Source organism: Jannaschia sp. GRR-S6-38 (genome assembly GCF_029853695.1).
In the GTDB taxonomy this organism is placed as follows: domain Bacteria; phylum Pseudomonadota; class Alphaproteobacteria; order Rhodobacterales; family Rhodobacteraceae; genus Jannaschia; species Jannaschia ovalis.
In genome coordinates this window covers 2,371,183-2,389,820 of the sequence record NZ_CP122537.1, presented here as the reverse complement: position 1 = coordinate 2,389,820, position 18,638 = coordinate 2,371,183, and the positions used below count along the sequence as shown (strand labels likewise).

General features: G+C 70.0%; 17 protein-coding genes. 11 read left to right on the top strand and 6 right to left on the bottom strand.

Going from position 1 to position 18,638, the window contains the following annotated elements; all coding sequences use genetic code 11:
• From mreC to P8627_RS12240, 3 genes are all read right to left on the bottom strand, one after another.
• The gene (gene mreC, locus P8627_RS12250; protein WP_279964409.1) at window positions 1–900 is read right to left on the bottom strand and encodes a rod shape-determining protein MreC; all 900 of its coding nucleotides are present in this window, start codon (window positions 898–900) and stop codon (window positions 1–3) included.
• A 17-nt stretch (window positions 901–917) separates the two neighbouring features.
• Window positions 918–1,955 carry a rod shape-determining protein gene (locus P8627_RS12245; RefSeq protein ID WP_279964408.1) on the bottom strand — a complete coding sequence of 346 codons (1,038 nt, stop codon included), beginning with the start codon at window positions 1,953–1,955 and terminating at the stop codon, window positions 918–920.
• Between the two features lie 170 nt (window positions 1,956–2,125).
• Window positions 2,126–3,721 carry a 2-isopropylmalate synthase gene (locus tag P8627_RS12240; protein WP_279964407.1) on the bottom strand — a complete coding sequence of 532 codons (1,596 nt, stop codon included), beginning with the start codon at window positions 3,719–3,721 and terminating at the stop codon, window positions 2,126–2,128.
• 197 nt (window positions 3,722–3,918) lie between these two features.
• Between P8627_RS12240 and P8627_RS12235 the strand changes: the two genes are divergently transcribed.
• The 4 genes from P8627_RS12235 (at window position 3,919) to P8627_RS12220 (ending at window position 7,521) form a co-directional block, all read left to right on the top strand.
• Window positions 3,919–4,641 (top strand): SDR family oxidoreductase, encoded by a 723-nt coding sequence (locus P8627_RS12235; RefSeq protein ID WP_279964406.1) that lies wholly within the window; start codon window positions 3,919–3,921, stop codon window positions 4,639–4,641.
• The gene (locus tag P8627_RS12230; protein WP_279964404.1) at window positions 4,631–5,284 is read left to right on the top strand and encodes an SDR family NAD(P)-dependent oxidoreductase; all 654 of its coding nucleotides are present in this window, start codon (window positions 4,631–4,633) and stop codon (window positions 5,282–5,284) included. The genes P8627_RS12235 and P8627_RS12230 overlap by 11 nt, the downstream gene beginning before the upstream one ends.
• Window positions 5,278–6,810: a cryptochrome/photolyase family protein gene (locus P8627_RS12225; RefSeq protein ID WP_279964403.1), complete on the top strand. Its 1,533-nt coding sequence runs from the start codon at window positions 5,278–5,280 to the stop codon at window positions 6,808–6,810. The genes P8627_RS12230 and P8627_RS12225 overlap by 7 nt, the downstream gene beginning before the upstream one ends.
• 96 nt (window positions 6,811–6,906) lie before the next feature.
• Entirely contained in the window at window positions 6,907–7,521 is a 615-nt protein-coding gene (locus P8627_RS12220; RefSeq protein ID WP_279964402.1) for a hypothetical protein, read from the top strand.
• Window positions 7,522–7,533: 12 nt separating this feature from the next.
• On the opposite strand, the gene P8627_RS12215 is transcribed toward P8627_RS12220, so the two are convergent.
• Window positions 7,534–9,042, bottom strand: a complete 1,509-nt coding sequence (locus tag P8627_RS12215; protein ID WP_279964401.1) for an MORN repeat-containing protein — start codon at window positions 9,040–9,042, stop codon at window positions 7,534–7,536.
• 153 nt (window positions 9,043–9,195) lie between these two features.
• On the opposite strand from P8627_RS12215, the gene P8627_RS12210 reads away from it, so the two are divergent.
• The 4 genes from P8627_RS12210 to P8627_RS12195 all read left to right on the top strand — a co-directional run bounded on the left by P8627_RS12210 (window position 9,196) and on the right by P8627_RS12195 (window position 13,295).
• Complete coding sequence (locus P8627_RS12210) at window positions 9,196–10,860, top strand: NAD+ synthase (protein ID WP_279964400.1); 1,665 nt, start codon at window positions 9,196–9,198, stop codon at window positions 10,858–10,860.
• Window positions 10,861–10,980: 120 nt separating this feature from the next.
• Complete coding sequence (locus P8627_RS12205; RefSeq protein ID WP_279964399.1) at window positions 10,981–11,910, top strand: 2-hydroxyacid dehydrogenase; 930 nt, start codon at window positions 10,981–10,983, stop codon at window positions 11,908–11,910.
• Window positions 11,907–13,010 (top strand): pyridoxal phosphate-dependent aminotransferase, encoded by a 1,104-nt coding sequence (locus tag P8627_RS12200; RefSeq protein ID WP_279964398.1) that lies wholly within the window; start codon window positions 11,907–11,909, stop codon window positions 13,008–13,010. The genes P8627_RS12205 and P8627_RS12200 overlap by 4 nt, the downstream gene beginning before the upstream one ends.
• A gap of 48 nt (window positions 13,011–13,058) precedes the next feature.
• Window positions 13,059–13,295: a hypothetical protein gene (locus P8627_RS12195; protein WP_279964396.1), complete on the top strand. Its 237-nt coding sequence runs from the start codon at window positions 13,059–13,061 to the stop codon at window positions 13,293–13,295.
• A 7-nt stretch (window positions 13,296–13,302) separates the two neighbouring features.
• Here the strand turns inward: P8627_RS12195 and P8627_RS12190 are convergent, their stop codons facing one another.
• Window positions 13,303–13,551, bottom strand: coding sequence for a hypothetical protein (locus P8627_RS12190; protein WP_279964395.1), 249 nt, complete (start codon window positions 13,549–13,551; stop codon window positions 13,303–13,305).
• Between the two features lie 85 nt (window positions 13,552–13,636).
• Window positions 13,637–14,860 carry a pyridoxal-phosphate-dependent aminotransferase family protein gene (locus tag P8627_RS12185; protein ID WP_279964394.1) on the bottom strand — a complete coding sequence of 408 codons (1,224 nt, stop codon included), beginning with the start codon at window positions 14,858–14,860 and terminating at the stop codon, window positions 13,637–13,639.
• A gap of 111 nt (window positions 14,861–14,971) precedes the next feature.
• Here P8627_RS12185 and ygfZ point away from each other — a divergent pair, with 111 nt between their 5' ends.
• The 3 genes from ygfZ (at window position 14,972) to P8627_RS12170 (ending at window position 18,632) form a co-directional block, all read left to right on the top strand.
• Window positions 14,972–15,694, top strand: coding sequence for a CAF17-like 4Fe-4S cluster assembly/insertion protein YgfZ (ygfZ, locus tag P8627_RS12180; protein ID WP_279964393.1), 723 nt, complete (start codon window positions 14,972–14,974; stop codon window positions 15,692–15,694).
• A 71-nt stretch (window positions 15,695–15,765) separates the two neighbouring features.
• The gene (locus tag P8627_RS12175; protein WP_279964392.1) at window positions 15,766–17,583 is read left to right on the top strand and encodes a M3 family oligoendopeptidase; all 1,818 of its coding nucleotides are present in this window, start codon (window positions 15,766–15,768) and stop codon (window positions 17,581–17,583) included.
• On the top strand, window positions 17,580–18,632 hold the full coding sequence (locus P8627_RS12170; protein ID WP_279964391.1) for a zinc-binding dehydrogenase: 1,053 nt from the start codon (window positions 17,580–17,582) through the stop codon (window positions 18,630–18,632). The genes P8627_RS12175 and P8627_RS12170 overlap by 4 nt, the downstream gene beginning before the upstream one ends.
• The last annotated feature ends 6 nt before the right edge of the window (window positions 18,633–18,638 follow it).

Sequence of the window (18,638 nt, the reverse complement as noted above, 5' to 3'; positions counted from 1 at the left end):
TCAGCCCTCCTCGGGCGGGGGCGGGCCCTGCATGGCGCCGCCCGGGGGCACCAGCAGATCGCCCGTGGTCCCGATGCCCGGGGCCTGCCGCGTGCGCAGGACGCGCAGATATTCCAGCCGGCTGGTATCGGCGGCCAGCCGCACCCGCAGCCGTCCGTCGGCGCCGCGCACGACCTGCCCGACCAGAAGGTCCGGCGGGAAGACCCCGCCATCGCCCGAGGTGACGATCCGGTCGCCGGCCTGCACGTCGTCGGCATTCTCGACGAAATCGAGCGCGGGCGCCGGGGTCGTGTCGCCGGCCAGGATCGCGCGCTTGCCCGAGGGCTGGATGGTCACCGGGATGCGGCTGTTGCCGTCGGTCAGAAGGATCACCCGTGCCGTCCGCTCGCCCACGCCCGCGATGCGGCCGACCAGCCCCAGCCCGTCCATCGCCGCCCAGCCGTCGCGGATGCCGTCGGCCGCGCCGATATTGAGCAGGACGGAGCGGCGGAAGGGCGAGCCGCTATCGGTCAACACGACGCCGGTGACATAGGTTAGCTCGGGGCTGAGCTGCACCTTGTTGAGATCGAGAAGGCGCGCATTCTCCTGCTCCAGCTGGATCGCCGCCTCGCGCCAGGCCTTCATCTGCTGCAATTCGCGGCGCAATTCGCGGTTCTGTTCGTAGACGCGGGCGTAGCCCTCGAAATCCTCGACCAGACGGCCCGCCCAGGTGATCGGCGCAAGCGCCCATTCGAAGCTCGGCACGACGCGATCGACCAGCCCCGCGCGGATCCGTTCGGCCCGCGGGTTGTCGATCCGCCAAAGCAGGATCAGCCCGACCAGGATCGCGCAGATGATGGCCAGGAAGAGCCGCCGCAGCGGTCTGCCGTAGATATCTTCGCCGGGACGGGTGCGCGCCATGCGGCCTCCCCTCGGGTTCAGCTATCGTAGTCGATCACATGGCTGAGCTGGCGCTCGTATTCCAGCGCCTTGCCGGTGCCCAGCGCCACGCAGTTGAGGCTTTCGTCGGCGACCGAGATGCTGAGGCCCGTCTGCTCGCGCAGCGCAAGGTCCAGCTCGCCCAGCAGCGCGCCGCCGCCCGTCAGCATGACGCCGCGATCGACGATGTCCGCGGCGAGGTCCGGCGGGGTCGATTCCAGGGCGGTCATCACCGCCTCGCAGATCTGCTGCACCGGCTCCGCCAGCGCCTCGGCGACCTGCGCCTGGCTGACCTCGGTCTCTTTCGGAACGCCGTTGAGCAGGTCGCGGCCGCGGATCTGCATGACCTCGCCGCGCCCGTCCTCGGGCATCCGCGCCGTGCCGATTTCCTTCTTGATCCGCTCGGCGGTGGATTCGCCCACCAGCAGGTTCTGGTGCCGCCGCAGATACGAGATCAGCGCCTCGTCCATCCGGTCGCCGCCGACCCGGACCGAGCGCGCATAGACGATGTCGGCAAGGCTCAGGACCGCGACCTCGGTCGTGCCGCCGCCGATATCGACGACCATGCTGCCCGTCGGATCGGTGATCGGCATGCCGGCCCCGATGGCCGCCGCGATGGGCTCGGCGATCAGACCGGCTTTGCGGGCGCCCGCGCCCAGAACCGACTGGCGGATCGCGCGCTTCTCGACCGGGGTCGCGCCGTGGGGCACGCAGACGATGATCTTGGGCTTGGTGAAGGTCGAGCGCCGGTGAACCTTGCGGATGAAGTGCTTGATCATCTCTTCGGCGGTGTCGAAATCGGCGATGACGCCCTCGCGCATCGGGCGGATCGCCTCGATGGATCCGGGGGTGCGACCCAGCATCAGCTTGGCGTCCTCGCCCACGGCGAGGACCTCCTTGCGGCCGTTCTTCATGTGGTAGGCGACCACCGAGGGCTCGTTGAGCACGATGCCCTTGCCCTTCACGTAAACCAGCGTGTTGGCCGTGCCCAGGTCGATGGCCATGTCGCTGCTGAAAAGCGAACCGAAGATAGACATGCGCGTCCCCCAAAACGTACCTCCCCCGTCGCCGCCACGCGGGGGGTTTGCAGGCGTTTAGCGGGTTTGCGGGGGCAGGGTCCAGTGGGCGCGTGCGACGGTTGCGCGAAGCTCCGCCGGAAAGACACACCCGGACCGCCGCCCCGCCCGCCCGGCCGGGCGCGGTCCGGTCAGCCGGCGTCCTTGTAGCTGATCTCCCGCGCGTCGCGGCCGGTCTTCTCGCGACGCATCAGCAGCCGGTTGAGCGCGTTGACATAGGCGCGAACGCTGGCGACGACGGTGTCGGTATCGGCCGACTGGCCCGAGACGATGCGCCCGTCCTCCTCCATCCGCACGGTCACAGTGGCCTGCGCGTCGGTGCCCTCGGTCACCGCGGAGACCTGGTAGAGCTGCAGCCGCGCGCGGTGCGGGACCAGCGCCTTCACGGCGTTGAAGGCCGCGTCGACGGGGCCGTCGCCGGTCGCCTCGGACGACTTCTTCTCGCCGTCGATCACCAGCGTCAGCTCGGCCTCCTGCGGGCACTCGGTGCCGCAGACGACGCGCAGCCGCTCGACCTTGATGCGGTCCTCGCCGGTGCGCTCCTCGTCCTGCATCAGCGCGATCAGGTCGTCGTCGTAGATCTCCTTCTTGCGGTCGGCCAGCGCCTTGAACCGTACGAAGACATCGGCGAGCTGATTGTCGGCCAGCGTATAGCCCAGCTCCTTCATCTTCGAGCGCAGCGCGGCCCGGCCCGAATGCTTGCCCATGACCAGCGAGGTCTCGCTGAGGCCCACATCCTCGGGGCGCATGATCTCGAAGGTCTCGGCGTTCTTCAGCATCCCGTCCTGGTGGATGCCGCTCTCGTGGGCGAAGGCGTTCTTGCCGACGATCGCCTTGTTGAACTGGACCGGGAAGCCCGAGACGGCGGCCACGCGGCGCGAGAGCGCCATCAGCTTGGTCGTGTCCACGCCGGTGGTGAAGGGCATGATGTCGTGGCGCACCTTCAGGGCCATCACGACCTCCTCCAGCGCGGTGTTGCCCGCCCGCTCGCCCAGCCCGTTGATCGTGCATTCGATCTGCCGCGCGCCGCCCTCGACCGCGGCCAGCGCATTGGCCGTCGCCATCCCGAGGTCGTTGTGACAATGCGTGGCGAAGACCACCTCGCCCGCGCCCGGCACCTCGGCGATCAGGCGGCGGATCAGCGCGGCGCTCTCGTTCGGGGCGGTGTAGCCGACCGTGTCGGGGATGTTGATCGTCGTGGCGCCGGCCTTGATCGCGATCTCGACCGCGCGCGCCAGGTAATCCCATTCGGTCCGCGTCGCGTCCATCGGCGACCACTGCACGTTGTCGCAGAGGTTGCGGGCATGGGTGACCGTCTCGTGGATCCGCTCGGCCATCTCGTCGCGGGTCAGGTTCGGGATGGCGCGGTGCAGGGGCGAGGTGCCGATGAAGGTGTGGATGCGGGGCGATTTCGCATGGCGCACCGCCTCCCAGCAGCGGTCGATATCCTTGAAATTCGCCCGCGCCAGCCCGCAGATCGTGGCGCGGTCGGCATTTTTCGCGATCTCCGACACGGCGGCGAAATCGCCGTCCGAGGCGATGGGAAAGCCCGCCTCGATGATGTCGACGCCCATCTCGTCGAGCATGGAGGCGATCTCCAGCTTCTCGTCATGGGTCATCGTCGCGCCGGGCGATTGCTCGCCGTCGCGCAGGGTCGTGTCGAAGATGACCACGCGGTTCTCGTCCGCCCGGGGCGATACGTGGGATTTGTCGGTGGGTTGGGTCATGGCTCGGCTCCTGTATCTGCTGGTTGTCCTTCGGCGCGTGGTCCCTCCCGAGCGGTCGCGCCGGATGGCACGCTCAGGAGCGGATAAGCAGAAGGTCCAGGATCAGGGCCGTGGTCATGGCGCGAATGATACGGATTCGCGCGCGGGTGTGAAGCGCTTTCTTGACCGCCCACTCGGCCGCCATAGCTGGCCCGGTCATGGAGATCCAAACCAAGACGGCGCTTGTGACCGGCGCGGGCGGGCTGATCGGCGGCGGCATCATCGACCATCTTCTCGCCCGCGGCTGGCGCGTCGCCGCGCTGGACGTCGCCGGGCTCGAGGCGCTGGCCGCGCCCGCCGGCGGCGACTTGCTGCGCGTCGAGGCGGATGTCGCCGACGAGGACGCCGTCGCCCGGGCCACGCGCGAGGTGGGCGACTGGGGCGGCGACCTGGATCTTCTGGTGAACAATGCCGGGATGGCGGGCGCGGTGTCGGGGCCGGTCGAGATGCTGGACCGCGCCGGCTGGGACCGGCGGCTCGCGGTCAACCTGACCGGGCCATTCTTGATGGCCAAGCATTTCGCGCCCGCCCTGCGCGCGGCGCGGGGCTGCATCGTCAACATCACCTCGACCCGCGCCCACATGTCCGAGCCCGATTGCGAAAGCTACGCGGCCTCCAAGGGCGGGCTTCTGGCGCTGACCCACGCGCTGGCGGTCAGCCTCGGGCCCGAGCTGCGGGTGAACGCCGTGGCGCCGGGCTGGATCGCGGCTGCGGATGCCGACCTCAGCGACGCCGACCATGCCCAGCACCCTGCGGGCCGCGTCGGCACACCGCAGGACGTGGCCGAGGCGGTGGCCTACCTCGCCGAGGCCGGCTTTCTGACGGGCCAGGAAATCGTCCTCGACGGGGGCATGACGCGGAAGATGATCTATGTCGAATAATGCACTCGTGATCGGCGCTTCGGGCGGGATCGGCGCGGCGCTGGCCGAGAGATTGGCGCGCGACTACGCCGTAACGCGGCTCAGCCGCAGCGCGGACGGCCTGGACGTGACCGACCCCGCTTCGATCGAGCGCGTGCTGGGCGCGGTGGAGGGGCCCTTCGCGGTGGTCTTCGTGGCCTCCGGCATCCTCGCGCCGCCGGGCCACGCCCCCGAAAAGGCGCTCGACGCGATCGACGCCGAGGCGATGGCGCGCACGATGGCGGTCAATGCCATCGGCCCCGCGCTGGTGTTGAAGGCGCTGGTGGGCAAGCTCGCGCCAGGCGCCCGGATCGGCGTGCTGACCGCGCGCGTGGGCTCCATCGGCGACAACGGCATGGGCGGCTGGTACAGCTACCGCGCCTCGAAGGCCGCGGCCAACCAGATCACGCACGGCGCCGCGATCGAACTGGGCCGCAAGGACAAGCAATCGGTCGTCGTCGCGCTGCATCCCGGCACCGTCGAGACATCCTTCACCGAAGGCTACAAGGCCAAGAAACTGTCGCCCGAGGACGCGGCCGACAAGCTGGTCGGCGTGCTGATGGGGCTCGACCCGGCGCAGTCGGGCGGGTTCTTCGATTATGCCGCGAAGCCCATCGAATGGTGACGCCCCGGCTGATCCTGGTGCTGGGCGACCAGCTGTCCGACGATCTCAGCGCGCTGCGGCAGGGCGACCCGGACCGCGACGTGGTTGTCATGGCCGAGGTGCAGGCCGAGACGGATTACGTCCCGCACCATCCCAAGAAGATCGCCTTCCTCTTCGCCGCGATGCGCAAGCATGCCGCGCATCTGCGCGCCGCGGGCTGGACGGTGCGCTACACGACGCTGGACGATCCCGAAAACACGCAATCCATCCCGGGCGAACTGCTCCGCGCCGCAGACGCCACCGGCGCGACCGAGGTGATCGCGACGGAACCGGGCGAGTTCCGCCTGATCTCCGCGCTGGAGGACGCGCCCGTCCCGGTCTCGCTGCTGCCGGACGACCGCTTCTTGGCCAGCCATGCCGAGTTCGAGGACTGGGCCGAGGGCCGCAAGGAGCTGCGGATGGAGTGGTTCTACCGCGACATGCGCCGCAAGACGGGGCTCCTGATGGAGGGCGACAAGCCCGTGGGCGGCAAGTGGAACTACGATGCCGAGAACCGCAAATCGCCGCCCAAGGGCCTTTCGGGGCCCGGTCCGCTGCGCTTCGAGCCCGACGAGACGGTGCAGGAGGTGCTGGCGCTGGTGCGCGAGCGCTTCGGCAACCGCTACGGCAGCCTCGACGACTTCTGGTTCGCCACGGATCGGAACGGCGCGCTCGAGGCGCTGGAGCATTTCGTCGCCCACAGCCTGCCCGGCTTCGGCGACTACCAGGACGCGATGGTGACCGGGCAGCCCTTCCTCTACCACGCGCTTCTCGGCCTCTACCTCAATGCCGGGCTGCTGGGCTGGCGCGAGACCTGCGAAGCGGCGGAGGCGGCCTATGAGGCGGGCGATGCGCCGCTGAACGCGGTCGAGGGGTTCATCCGCCAGATCATCGGCTGGCGCGAATACATCCGCGGCATCTATTTCCGCGAGGGACCCGACTACGTGACCCGCAACGCGCTGGGGGCGACCCGCGACTTGCCGGAATTCTACTGGACCGCGGATACCGACATGCGCTGCCTGCGCGAATGCATCTCGACCACGATGGCCGAGGCCTATGCCCACCACATCCAGCGCCTGATGGTAACGGGCAATTTCGCCCTTCTGGCGGGGCTCGACCCCCATCAGGTCCATGAATGGTATCTCGTGGTCTATGCCGACGCCTATGAATGGGTCGAAAGCCCGAACGTCATCGGGATGAGCCAGTTCGCCGATGGCGGCATCGTGGGGTCCAAGCCCTACGTGTCGGGGGGCAACTACATCAACAAGATGTCGGATTACTGCAAGCATTGCGACTACGCGGTCTCGAAGAAGACCGGCGAGGGCGCCTGCCCGTTCAACCTGCTTTACTGGCACTTTCTGAACCGCCACCGCGAGCGGTTCGGATCGAACCCGCGCATGGCGCAGATGTATCGGACCTGGGACCGTATGGACGAGGCGCGCCGCAAGACGGTGATCGCCGAGGGCGACGCCATCCTTGCGCGGCTGGACGCGGGCGCGCGTCTCTGACCGCGACAAGACCCCCGATTTTCCCCGGCCCCGCCCCAATTCGGCCAATTCGACCGGTCAGTTTCGAGAAAGACCCGATGCACCGAGGGACTCGACATGCAACTCGACCGCCTGATGGCCAAGACGATGACGCGGCTGGTGAAAACCGGCCTGAGCGTAAAGCGCCGCCCCGCGGAGCCGGCCCCGGCCGGTGCCGAGGCCCCCGCCCTGCGCGGATCGGGCAGCTGGGCCAATGACTGGCCGGGCGCGCGCTCGGCCGTGGAACGTGCGAAATCGCTGGCGCGTCCCGGACGGTCCCGCAAATCGGCCAAGTCGACCGCGCCCGACACGATCCCCGAGGGCACCATCCGCCAGCACCCGCTGATGTCGACCCGCGACGTGAAGCTGCACAACTGGATCGCTGACCGGCTGGAGGCCGAGGCGCCGTGGTGCACGTTGCACGCAGGCGTCGCGCTGAAGGGGTTCCTGACCTCCGACCTGACGCGGCCGGGCTACGACCCGCTGGCGGGCATGGTGGCCGATCTGGCCATCGTCGACAGCCACGGCCATGTCGCATCGGTCCTGCTGCGCGAGAACACCGCCGATCCGGCGCATCACCTGCTGCTGCTGGACGCGCTGATGGATGCCGACATCCCGATCGTCGACATCCAGCCGCGCCCGTCGCTAAGCGCGCTCTGGGCGGAGATCTCGGCCACCCTGCCCGAGGCCTGACGCCGGGCGGCCTCAGCCGTCGCTCTCGGCCTCGGTTGCAGCCTCCGCTTCGGTCTCGGCTTCGGGCTCCGCCGCGGCCGGGGCTTCCTCCGGCGCGGGCTCGCCATCCGCAGGCTCCGCGTCCGGCTCCGGCGCCACCTCCCGCTCGGCCAGCGCGCCGCCTTCCCAGCGGCCCGCCTCGACCTCGCCCGTGGCATAGCGCATCGTCCCCGGCCCCTGCCGGCGTCCCGCGACGAAGCTGCCTTCGTAGACATCGCCATTGGCATAGGTCGCGACGCCCTCGCCCTCGATCTCGCCGTCGTTCCAGCCGCCGGTATAGGTGAAGCCGTCGGCCATCGTGATGACGCCCTGCCCCTCGCGCTGGCCGCGCACGAAGCCGCCCTCGTAGACGGTGCCGTCGGCATAGGTCGCGCGGCCCTCGCCATGGCGCAGCCCCTCGGCCCAGTCGCCCTCGTAGCGGTAGCCGTCGGTGAAGGTCATGACGCCGTAGCCGTGGTTCTGGGCGTTCACGAACTCGCCCTCGTAGACCAGCCCGTTGGGATAGACCGCGCGGCCCATACCCTGGATCACGCCTTCCTCCCAGTCGCCCTCGTAGGTCGCGCCGTCGGTATAGGTGATCTTGCCCTCGCCATCGGCCAGATCGTTCTCGAACTCGCCCACATAGACCGAGCCGTCGGGATACTGGACCTCGCCCACGCCCTCGATCCGGCCCTCGACCCAGCCGCCGGTATAGATATAGCCGTCCGCGCCCCGGAATTCGCCCTGGCCGTGGCGGCGGTCGTTGCGGAACTCGCCCTCGTAGACATCGCCATTGGCATAGGTCACGCGGCCCTGCCCCTCGCGGCGGCCATCGACGAGCATGCCGTCATAGACGTCGCCATTGGGTTGGGTCAGCAGACCCTGCCCGTTGATCTGACCGTCGGCCCAGGCGCCGGTATAGCTCAGCCCGTCCGGCGTCCGGAGCGTGCCCTGCCCCGAGCGGACATTGCCCGCCATCCCGCCCTCGTAGGTCGAGCCGTCCGGATAGGTGATCCGCCCTTCGCCGTCCTTCATGCCCTCGGACCAACCGCCTTCGTAGCGGTAGCCGTTCGGGCTCTCCATCACGCCCTGCCCATCATGGAGCGCGTTGACGAAGCCGCCGGAATAGCGCGTGCCGTTGGCGTAATCGGCCACGCCCTCGCCCTCGATCCGGCCCTCGACCCATTCGCCGGTATACGTCCCGCCATCGGCGAAGGTGATCGTACCCTGCCCCTCGGGCTTGCCGGCGACGAATTCGCCCTCGTAGACCGAGCCGTCGGGGAACTCCGCGCGGCCCTGCCCACGGATCTCGCCCTCGACCCATTCGCCGGTATAGACGTAGCCCGAGGGCAGCGTGTAGGTGCCGGTGCCGTGCTGCTTGCCGTCCTTGAACGTGCCCTCGTAGACGCCGCCGCCCTCGTATTGCTTGGTGATGACGTCCTGCGCCGCCGCCGGCGCCGCCGCCAGCGCCGCGCAGAGCGCGAAAATCCTGCGTCCGTTCATGTCTGCACCGCCCCCGGGTTCCCTCGCCCGCGAAGCTAGGCGGTCAACGCGGGGTCTGCAACGGGTGCGGCGGGGCGGCACGGGCTTCGGCGCTTCCCCCCGAGGGCCCCGCGCGCTAGGTCACCCCCCGACCCGCCGGACGAAAGACCTTCCATGCCCGACCGCTTCCGCCTGACCCTGGCCCAGTGCAATCCCGTCCTGGGCGACCTGGACGGCAATGCCGACCGCGCCCGCGCGGCCTGGGCCGAGGGCCGCGCGGCCGGCGCGCAGATGGTCGCGCTGCCCGAGATGTTCCTGACCGGCTACCAGCCGCAGGACCTGGTGCGGAAGCCCGCCTTCGTGGCCCATGCGCGCGAGGTGCTGAACGCGCTGATCGCCGATTGCGCGGACGGCCCGGCGCTGGGCATCGGCGTGCCGCTCTGGCCCGTGGGCGCCGAGAAGCCCTATAACGCCTATGTCGTGGCCGAGGGCGGCGAGGTCCGGGCCGAGATCGTCAAGCACCACCTCCCCAACTACAAGATCTTCGACGAGAAGCGCCATTTCGAGAGCGGCGACGTCTCGGGGCCCTACACGGTGGGCGGCGTGCGGCTGGGCACGCCGATCTGCGAGGATGCCTGGTTCGAGGACGTGGCCGAGACGCTGGCCGAGACCGGGGCCGAGATCCTGCTGGTGCCCAACGGCTCGCCCTATTTCCGCGGCAAGCAGGACGTCCGGTACGGCCACATGGTCGGGCGCACGGTCGAGACGGGCCTGCCGCTGTGCTATCTCAACCTCGTCGGCGGGCAGGACGACCAGGTCTTCGACGGGGCGAGCTTCGTTCTGAACCCGCATGGCGAACTGACCCACCACCTTCCCAGCTTCGCCGAAGCGATCGTGCATGTCGATTTCGAGCGCGGCCCCGAGGGCTGGCGCGCCGTGAAGGGCGACCTCGTCACGCAGCCCGACGGCCCCGGCGCCGATTACCGCGCGATGGTTCTGGGCCTGCGCGACTACATGGGGAAGGTGGGCTTCCGCGAGGCGCTGCTGGGCCTCTCGGGCGGCGTGGACTCGGCCATCGTCGCCGCCATCGCCGCCGATGCGATCGGGCCCGAGAACCTGCGCTGCTTCATGCTCCCCTCCGAATACACCTCCGAGCACAGCCTGGAAGACGCGCGCGGCGTGGCCGAGCGGCTGGGATGCCGCCTCGACGACCTGCCGATCACGCCGGTCCGCGACGCGGTCACGGGCACGCTGGCCGAGCTCTTCGCGGGCCGCGAACCCGACCTGACCGAGGAGAACATCCAGTCCCGCATCCGCGGCCTGCTGATGATGGCGCTCAGCAACAAGTTCGGCGCGATGCTTCTGACCACCGGCAACAAGTCCGAGGTCGCGGTGGGCTATGCCACGATCTACGGCGACATGGTCGGCGGCTACAATCCGGTGAAGGATCTCTACAAGACCGACCTGTTCGAGGTCTGCCGCTGGCGCAACGCCAACCACGACCCGATGTTCAAGGGCCCCGCGGGCGAGGTGATGCCCGCGCGCGTGATCGACAAGCCGCCCTCGGCCGAGCTGCGCGCCGACCAGAAGGACGAGGACAGCCTGCCGGCCTATCCGGTGCTGGACGACATTCTGAAGCGCCTGATCGACGCCGAGCAGTCGATCGCCGAGGTGGTCGCGGCCGGCCATGACCGCGAGGTGGTCCGCCATGTCGAACGGCTGATCTACCAGTCGGAATACAAGCGCTTCCAATCCGCGCCGGGCGCGCGCCTGTCGCAACGCGCCTTCTGGCTGGACCGCCGCTATCCCATCGTGAACCGCTGGCGCGACCCGTCCTGAACCGCGCCGCCGGTCGGCGTCGCGGACGGGTGGCCAGCTACCCGGGGCTTTCCGGCCGGATGAGCACGCGCGCGGTTTCGCCCTTGGCGGCGGGCGCGCCGCCATGGCATCCCGCCCGGCATGACACGCATCCTCTTCGCCGCATCGCCCGAACGCTGGTCGGACTATCGCGACGTGCTGCCCGCCGCCCTCGAGGCGCGCGGGGTGGCGCACGAGATCCTCACGCTGGCGGACGCGCCGGATCCGGCCAGCGTGGATTGGGTGGTCTATGCCCCGAGCTCTGCCCTTCAGGATTTCACGCCCTACACGCGGCTCAAGGGCGTCCTGAACCTCTGGGCCGGGGTCGAGGATGTCGAGGGCAACCGCAGCCTCACCGCGCCGCTGGCCCGGATGGTCGATGACGCGCTGACGCAGGGGATGGTCGAGTGGGTGACGGGGCATGTCCTGCGCCACCATCTCGGCATCGACGCGCATCTTCGCGGCGCGGGCTGGGACCCGACCCCGCCGCCGCTGGCCGCCGACCGGCCGGTCGCGATCCTGGGGCTGGGCGTGCTGGGCGCGGCCTGCGCGCGGGCGCTGGCGGGCCTGGGCTTCCCGGTGACCGGCTGGTCGCGCGGCCCGAAGGAGATCGAGGGCGTCACCGCGCTGACCGGCGCGAACGGGCTGCGCCGGGCGCTTTCGGGGGCCGAGATCGTGGTGCTGCTGGTGCCGCATGCCCGCGCCACCGAGAACCTGATGGATGCCGAGCGGCTGGGCTGGATGCGCGACGGGGCCGTCCTGCTCAATCCCGGGCGCGGCGCGCTGATCGACGACGAGGCGCTGCTGGCCGCGCTGGACCGGCTGGGCCACGCGACGCTCGACACGTTCCGGCAGGAGCCGCTGCCCGAGGATCACCCCTTCTGGGCGCATCCGAAGGTCACGGTCACGCCGCATATCGCCTCCGCCACGCGGCCCGCGAGCGCGGCGCATGTCATCGCCGAGAACATCCGCCGCGGCGAGGCCGGCGAGCCGCTTCTACATCTGGTGGACCGCCGGGAGGCGCTCGCATGACCCATCGCCTGACCGATCTCGCCGCCGGCCTGCCGGCCTCCGTCCCCTTCGTGGGACCCGAGGCGCAGGAACGCGCCCGCGGCGCGCCCTTCGCCGCCCGGCTGGGCGCCAACGAGTCGCCCTTCGGCCCCTCGCCCCGCGCCATCGCCGCGATCGAGGCCGCCGCGGCCGAGGCTTGGATGTATGGCGACCCGGAATGCCACGACCTGCGCCACGCGCTGGCCGCCCATCACGCCGTCCCGCCCGAGGCGATCGTCACCGGCGAGGGCATCGACGGCCTGCTGGGCTTCCTCGTCCGGCTGCTGGTCGCGCCCGGCGACGCGGTGGTCACCTCGGCCGGCGCCTACCCGACCTTCAACTACCACGTGGCGGGCTTCGGCGGCGTGATCCACGCGGTGCCCTATGACGGCGATCACGAGGATCCCGACGCGCTTGCGGCCCGCGCGGCGGAGGTCGACGCGAAGCTTGTCTACCTCGCCAACCCGGACAATCCGATGGGCAGCCATCACGACGCAGGGCGGATCGCGCGGATGCTCGACGCGCTGCCGGACGGCACACTCCTTTGCCTCGACGAGGCCTATGCCGACCTCGCCCCCGCGGCCGCGATCCCGCCGCTCGACCCCTCGGACGGGCGCGTGATCCGGATGCGGACCTTTTCCAAGGCGCATGGGCTGGCCGGGCTGCGCGTGGGCTATGCCATCGGCCATCCCGAGTTGATCCGCGCCTTCGAGAAGGTGCGCAACCATTTCGGGCTGGGCCGCGTGGCGCAGGCCGGCGCGCTGGGCGCGCTGTCCGACCCGGACTGGCTGCTCGAGGTGCAGGCCCGCGTGGCGCAATCGCGCGACCGGCTGGCCGCCATCGCCACGGCGAACGGGCTGACGCCGCTGCCCTCGGCCACCAATTTCGTGACGATGGATTGCGGGCGCGACGGGGCCTTCGCCCGCCGCGTCATGGCCGGCCTGATCGAACGGGGCATCTTCGTGCGCATGCCGGGCGTCGCCCCGCTCGATCGCTGCATCCGCGTCTCCTGCGGGACGCAGGCCGACATGGACGCCTTCGGCGCCGCCCTGCCCCCCGCGCTGGACGCCGCGAATTCGTGACCTGACAGAAAGGATTTTCCCGCTAATCTCTGCCGCAGGAGGTGTGCCATGGATGATCGAAAGCTTGGCCGTGTCGAAGACTATACCGGCGCCTTCCTCGGGATGGCCTACCTGATCCTCGTGTTCGGGCTGGTCACGGTCTGGGGCATCTGGGGCTATGCCGTGGCGCTTCTGATCTGCGCCGTCCTGCATGTCGCGATCCGACGCTTCGGGGCCTACCGGGCGCGGGTCGAGGCGGAGTGGGAGGCCCGGGTCGCCGCCGCGCTCGACCGCGCGCGCCGCTGAGGCGCGATCAGGGCGTCAGGCGCCGCTTCCAGGTCAGATCGTCCAGAGCGCCGAGCGGGTCGCGATCCGCGGCGGCGTTCATGACCGATCCGGCATCGTCGGGGACGGATGCCACCGAGCTCTGGGTCTTCGTCGATGCGATATCCTGCCCCAGCAGGACCGACGCCACCACCGGGGACCAGAGCAGGCCCATCGCGGCGCAGGCCAGCAGGAAATAGCCCGCGGGCGTGTTGAGATGTCCGATCGTGCGTCGCATGCGCCGCCCCGTTCGCGCGGGCCCGTTCGCGTCCCGCACCTGACGGGCTAGCCCGCGAATCCGGCGCGGATTTGACGAAATGGCGTCAACGTCCGGCCATGACCTCGGCCGCCGCCGCCAGCGCCCCGGAGCCATGGGGCAGCTCCAGCGCCTTCAGCCCGGCTTCGATCGCCCCCAGCGTGCCCATCATCGAATGAGCCGAGACGTGGCCCATGTGGCCCACGCGGAAGAAGCCGTCCCATTCCGGCGATCCTGGCGGCGCCATGCCCAGGCCGATGCCAAGCGTCAGGCCGGCCTGATGCTCGACCCACTCGCGCAGCCGCGTCCCCTGCTCCGGCAGCCGGACCGAGGTCACGGCGTTCGAGCGATGCGCGGGATCGCGGACGTTCAGCTCCATCCCGCCGGGCGCTTCCCACGCCTCGAAGGCCGCGTGCAGCGCGCGGGCCAGCACCGCGTGGCGCGCCCAGACGTTCTCGATGCCTTCCTCGTGGACGATCATGTCCAGCGCCTCGCGCAGGCCGTAGAGGTGATGCGTCGGCCCGGTGCCGTAGAAGTAGCGAAAATAGACTTCCGGCGCCGTGCGCGGGCGCCAGTCCCAGTAGCCGGTCACGCAGTCGGCGCGCTCGCGGGCGCGGTCGGCGCGGTCGTTGTAGAAGACGAAGGCCATGCCCGCGGGCGTCATCAGGCCCTTCTGGCAGCCCGCGATCATCACGTCGGCGCCCCAGTCGTCCATCTCGAAGCGATCGCAGCCGAGGCTCGCCATGCAATCGGCCTGCAGGAGCGCCGGATGCCCGGCCGCGTCCATCTCGGCGCGGATCGCGGCGATGTCGGAGCGGATCGAGGAGGAGGTGTCCACGTGGACGGCGAGGACGGAGCGGATCTCGTGGTTCGTGTCCTCGCGCAGGCGCTGGCCGATGGCGGCGGGGTCCATCGCGACGCGATTGCCGAAGTCGAGATATTCCACCCGCAGGCCGAGCCCTTCGGCCATCGCGCCCCAGCCATCCGCGAAGGTGCCGGTGCGCGGGATCAGGACCAGGTCGCCGCGGGAATGGGTGTTCGCGAGGCAGGCTTCCCAGACCGCGTGGCCGTTGCCGATATAGATCGTCGCCTGATGTTCGGTCCGGGCCACCGCCTTGAGGTCGGGGATCAGCGAATGCGTCAGGTCGACCAGCGGCCCGTGATAGATGTTGGGCGACGGCCGGTGCATCGCGCGCAGCACCCGCTCGGGGATGATCGACGGCCCCGGGATCGCCAGCGTCTGCGGCCCGTGCGAGAGGTTGGGGACGGTTTCGATCCTGTCGTCGCGCATGGTGCCAAGCCCTTCCGTCCCGCCGCTCGTCTGCCCCGTCGGTTACGCCCCGTCGCCCGGGGGGTCAATCAGGGCTTGGCAGCGCCCCCCGCGCGGCCCATCTCGGAGGGCATGACACGCACCGTTCTCCGCATCACCGGTCCCGACCGGGAGAAGTTCCTGCACGGCCTGCTGACCCGCGACGTGCCCGAGACCGGGCTGGGCTATGCCGCGCTGCTCAATCCGCAGGGCAAGTACCTTGCCGATTTCCTGTGCTTTCGCGACGGCGAAGCGATCTGCCTCGACATCGCCGCGGATCTCGCGCCGCAGGTCGCGCAGCGGCTGGGCATATACAAGCTGCGCGCCGATGTCGCGATCGAGGCGAGCGGTATGACCGTCGGGCTCGGCCTGGGTCAGCCGCCCGAGGGGGCGATGACCGATCCGCGCCCCGGAATGGGCTGGCGGCTCTACGGCGGCACCTGCGATGGCGGCGTCGACTGGGACGCGGTCCGGGTCGAGAACCTGGTCCCCGAGACCGGCATCGAGCTGATCCCGAACGAGAGCTATATCCTCGAAATGGGGTTCGAGCGCCTCGGCGGCGTCGACTTCAAGAAGGGCTGCTATGTCGGCCAGGAAGTGACGGCGCGCATGAAGCACAAGACCGAGCTGCGCAAAGGCCTGGCCCGCGTGACCGGGCGCGGCCTGACCCCCGGGGCCGAGATCACCGCGTCGGGCCGCCCCGCCGGGACCGTCCACACCGTCGCCGGCGACCGGGCGCTCGCCTATATCCGCTTCGACCGGGCCGAGGAGATGGAGGCCGGCGGCGTGCCCCTGATGCTCGACGCCCGCGCCTGATCACGCGCCCGACCGTTTGCGCCCCGGGCCCCGCGCCCCTATCCCGAACCAAACCATCCCAGAGGACCGCCATGACCCTGCTTTTCGACGCCAATGCCACCCCGGGCGGAGAGCCGCTCGGCGACCTGCCCGAATGGAACCTCGACGACCTCTATACGGGCGAGGATGCGCCGGAGCTCGCCCGTGACCTGGAATGGCTGGAGCGTGAATGCGCGGCCTACGCGGCCGATTACGAGGGCAAGCTGGCGGATCTCAACGCGGCGGAGATGCTGCGCGCCATCGAGCGGAACGAGAAGATCGACGAGGTCGCGGGTCGCATCATGTCCTTCGCCGGCCTGCGCTACTACCAGATCACGACCGATGGCGGCCGCGCCAAATTCATGTCCGACATGCAGGACAAGATCACGACCTTCACCACGCCGCTGGTTTTCTTCTCGCTGGAGTTCAACCGCATCCCGGACGCGGCCTACGAGGCGCTGATGGCGGCGAATGCCGATCTCGCGCGCTACCGTCCGGCGCTCGACCGGCTCCGGGCGATGAAGCCCTACCAGCTCTCCGACGAGCTGGAGAAGTTTCTCCATGACACCTCGACCGTCGGCGCCTCGGCCTGGAACAAGCTCTTCGACGAGACCATCGCCGGGCTGACCTTCGATGTCGAAGGCGAGGATAAACCCCTCGGGATCGAGTCCACGCTCAACTTCCTGACCGATCCGGAGCGGCCGCGCCGCGAGGCCGGCGCCCGCGCGCTGGCCGATGTCTTCGGGCGCAACACCCGCACCTTCGCCCGCGTCCACAACACGCTGGCCAAGGAAAAGGAGATCACCGACCGCTGGCGCGGCCTGCCGACGCCGCAATCGGCGCGGCACATCTCGAACCACGTGGAGCCAGAGGTCGTGCAGGCGCTGCGCGACGCGGTGGTCGCGGCCTATCCGCGGCTGTCGCATCGCTACTACAAGCTGAAGGCCAAGTGGCTCGGCCTCGACACGCTGCAGGTCTGGGACCGCAACGCGCCACTGCCGATGGAGGAAAAGCGCACCATCGCATGGGACGAGGCGCGCAAGACGGTGATGGAAGCCTATGCCGGCTTCTCGCCCGAGATGGCCAAGCTGGCCGAGCCGTTCTTCGACAAGGGCTGGATCGATGCCGGCGTGAAGCCCGGCAAGGCGCCGGGGGCCTTCGCCCATCCGACGGTGACGACGGTGCATCCTTACGTGATGCTGAACTATCTCGGCAAACCGCGCGACGTGATGACCCTCGCGCATGAGCTGGGCCACGGCGTTCACCAGGTGCTGGCCGCGCCCCAGGGCGAGATGCTGGCCGACGCGCCGCTCACCCTGGCCGAGACGGCCTCCGTCTTCGGCGAGATGCTGACCTTCCGCGCCATGCTCGACGGCGCGAAGGACGACGCCCAGCGCAAGGTGATGCTGGCCGGCAAGGTCGAGGACATGATCAACACGGTGGTCCGCCAGATCGCCTTCTACGATTTCGAGTGCAAGCTGCACGCGGCACGGCGCGAAGGCGAGCTGACGCCCGACGATATCGACGCGTTGTGGATGTCGGTGCAGGCCGAGAGCCTGGGCCCGGTCTTCGACTTCATGGAGGGCTACGAGCACTTCTGGGCCTATATCCCCCATTTCGTGCACTCGCCCTTCTACGTCTACGCCTACGCCTTCGGCGACGGCCTGGTGAACGCGCTCTACGCCGCCTACGAGGACGCGCCCGAGGGCTTCCAGGACAAGTATTTCGAGATGCTCCGCGCCGGAGGCACCAAGCACCACAAGGAGCTTCTGGCGCCCTTCGGCCTCGACGCCTCGGACCCGGCCTTCTGGGACAAGGGGCTGGGCATGATCGAGGGCTTCATCGACCAGCTCGAAGCCATGGAGGCATGACCCTTCCCGCGACCATGTCCGGCTGGCTCCTGACCGGTCATGGCGGGCCCGAAATGCTGGACTGGCGCACGGATCTGCCGGTCCCGCAGCCGGGGCCGGGCGAGGTCCTGATCCGGGTCCTCGCGTCGTCGGTCAACAACACCGACATCAACACGCGGATCGGCTGGTACTCGAAATCGGTGCGCGGCGCGACCGCCGGGGCGCGCACCGCCGCCGATGACGGCGGCTGGGCGGGCGCGCTCGACTTCCCGCGCATCCAGGGCGCGGATTGCTGCGGGCGGATCGTCGGCACCGGCGAGGGCGTGGATGCGGGCCGGATCGGCGAACGGGTCGTGTGCCGCGCGATGTATCGCCCCGAGGGCGGCGGCCCCTTCGGCATCGCGACCTATGGCTCGGAGCGGGATGGCAGCTTCGCCGAATACGCCGTCGCGCGCGCCAAGGACGCGATCGCGGTGCGCGACCCGGCGATCCCCGATGCGGCGCTGGGCGTGCTGCCCTGCGCCTACACGACCGGCGAAGCGATGCTGGAGCGGGTGGGCCTTGGGGCCGAGCGGGTGCTCGTCACCGGCGCCTCGGGCGGCGTGGGGCTGGCGGCGGTTCAGCTCGCCCGGTTGCGCGGTGCGACTGTCACCGCCGTCGCGGGCGACGGAAAGGCCGCGGCGGTGCGCGATGCGGGCGCCACCGAGGTGATCGGGCGCGACGATCCCTTTCCGGCCGAGCAGGACGTCGTCGTCGATCTGGTCGCTGGCCCGCGCTGGCCCGCGCTTCTGGCGGCGCTCGGCCCGGGCGGGCGCTATGTCGCGTCGGGCGCGATCGCGGGGCCGATCGTCGAGCTCGATATCCGCGACCTCTATCTCCGGGATCTGACGCTGATGGGCAGCACCTCGCAGCCCGACGCGATCCTGCCGCGCCTCGTCGCCTACATGGAGGCCGGCCGGCTTTCGCCCGTCATCGCCCGGAACTTCGAGCTGCGCGATCTGCCCGCCGCGCAGGCGGCCTTCGAAGCCAAGGACCACGTCGGAAAGATCGCGCTCCGCGTCGCGGCCTGAGCGCGG

Excerpts from the sequence above, each read along its gene's own strand:
- mreC (WP_279964409.1), bottom strand. The coding sequence starts at position 900 with ATGGCGCGCACCCGTCCCGGCGAAGATATCTACGGCAGACCGCTGCGG.
- P8627_RS12245 (WP_279964408.1), bottom strand. The coding sequence starts at position 1,955 with ATGTCTATCTTCGGTTCGCTTTTCAGCAGCGACATGGCCATCGACCTG.
- P8627_RS12240 (WP_279964407.1), bottom strand. The coding sequence starts at position 3,721 with ATGACCCAACCCACCGACAAATCCCACGTATCGCCCCGGGCGGACGAG.
- P8627_RS12235 (WP_279964406.1), top strand. The coding sequence starts at position 3,919 with ATGGAGATCCAAACCAAGACGGCGCTTGTGACCGGCGCGGGCGGGCTG.
- P8627_RS12230 (WP_279964404.1), top strand. The coding sequence starts at position 4,631 with ATGTCGAATAATGCACTCGTGATCGGCGCTTCGGGCGGGATCGGCGCG.
- P8627_RS12225 (WP_279964403.1), top strand. The coding sequence starts at position 5,278 with ATGGTGACGCCCCGGCTGATCCTGGTGCTGGGCGACCAGCTGTCCGAC.
- P8627_RS12220 (WP_279964402.1), top strand. The coding sequence starts at position 6,907 with ATGCAACTCGACCGCCTGATGGCCAAGACGATGACGCGGCTGGTGAAA.
- P8627_RS12215 (WP_279964401.1), bottom strand. The coding sequence starts at position 9,042 with ATGAACGGACGCAGGATTTTCGCGCTCTGCGCGGCGCTGGCGGCGGCG.
- P8627_RS12210 (WP_279964400.1), top strand. The coding sequence starts at position 9,196 with ATGCCCGACCGCTTCCGCCTGACCCTGGCCCAGTGCAATCCCGTCCTG.
- P8627_RS12205 (WP_279964399.1), top strand. The coding sequence starts at position 10,981 with ATGACACGCATCCTCTTCGCCGCATCGCCCGAACGCTGGTCGGACTAT.
- P8627_RS12200 (WP_279964398.1), top strand. The coding sequence starts at position 11,907 with ATGACCCATCGCCTGACCGATCTCGCCGCCGGCCTGCCGGCCTCCGTC.
- P8627_RS12195 (WP_279964396.1), top strand. The coding sequence starts at position 13,059 with ATGGATGATCGAAAGCTTGGCCGTGTCGAAGACTATACCGGCGCCTTC.
- P8627_RS12190 (WP_279964395.1), bottom strand. The coding sequence starts at position 13,551 with ATGCGACGCACGATCGGACATCTCAACACGCCCGCGGGCTATTTCCTG.
- P8627_RS12185 (WP_279964394.1), bottom strand. The coding sequence starts at position 14,860 with ATGCGCGACGACAGGATCGAAACCGTCCCCAACCTCTCGCACGGGCCG.
- ygfZ (WP_279964393.1), top strand. The coding sequence starts at position 14,972 with ATGACACGCACCGTTCTCCGCATCACCGGTCCCGACCGGGAGAAGTTC.
- P8627_RS12175 (WP_279964392.1), top strand. The coding sequence starts at position 15,766 with ATGACCCTGCTTTTCGACGCCAATGCCACCCCGGGCGGAGAGCCGCTC.
- P8627_RS12170 (WP_279964391.1), top strand. The coding sequence starts at position 17,580 with ATGACCCTTCCCGCGACCATGTCCGGCTGGCTCCTGACCGGTCATGGC.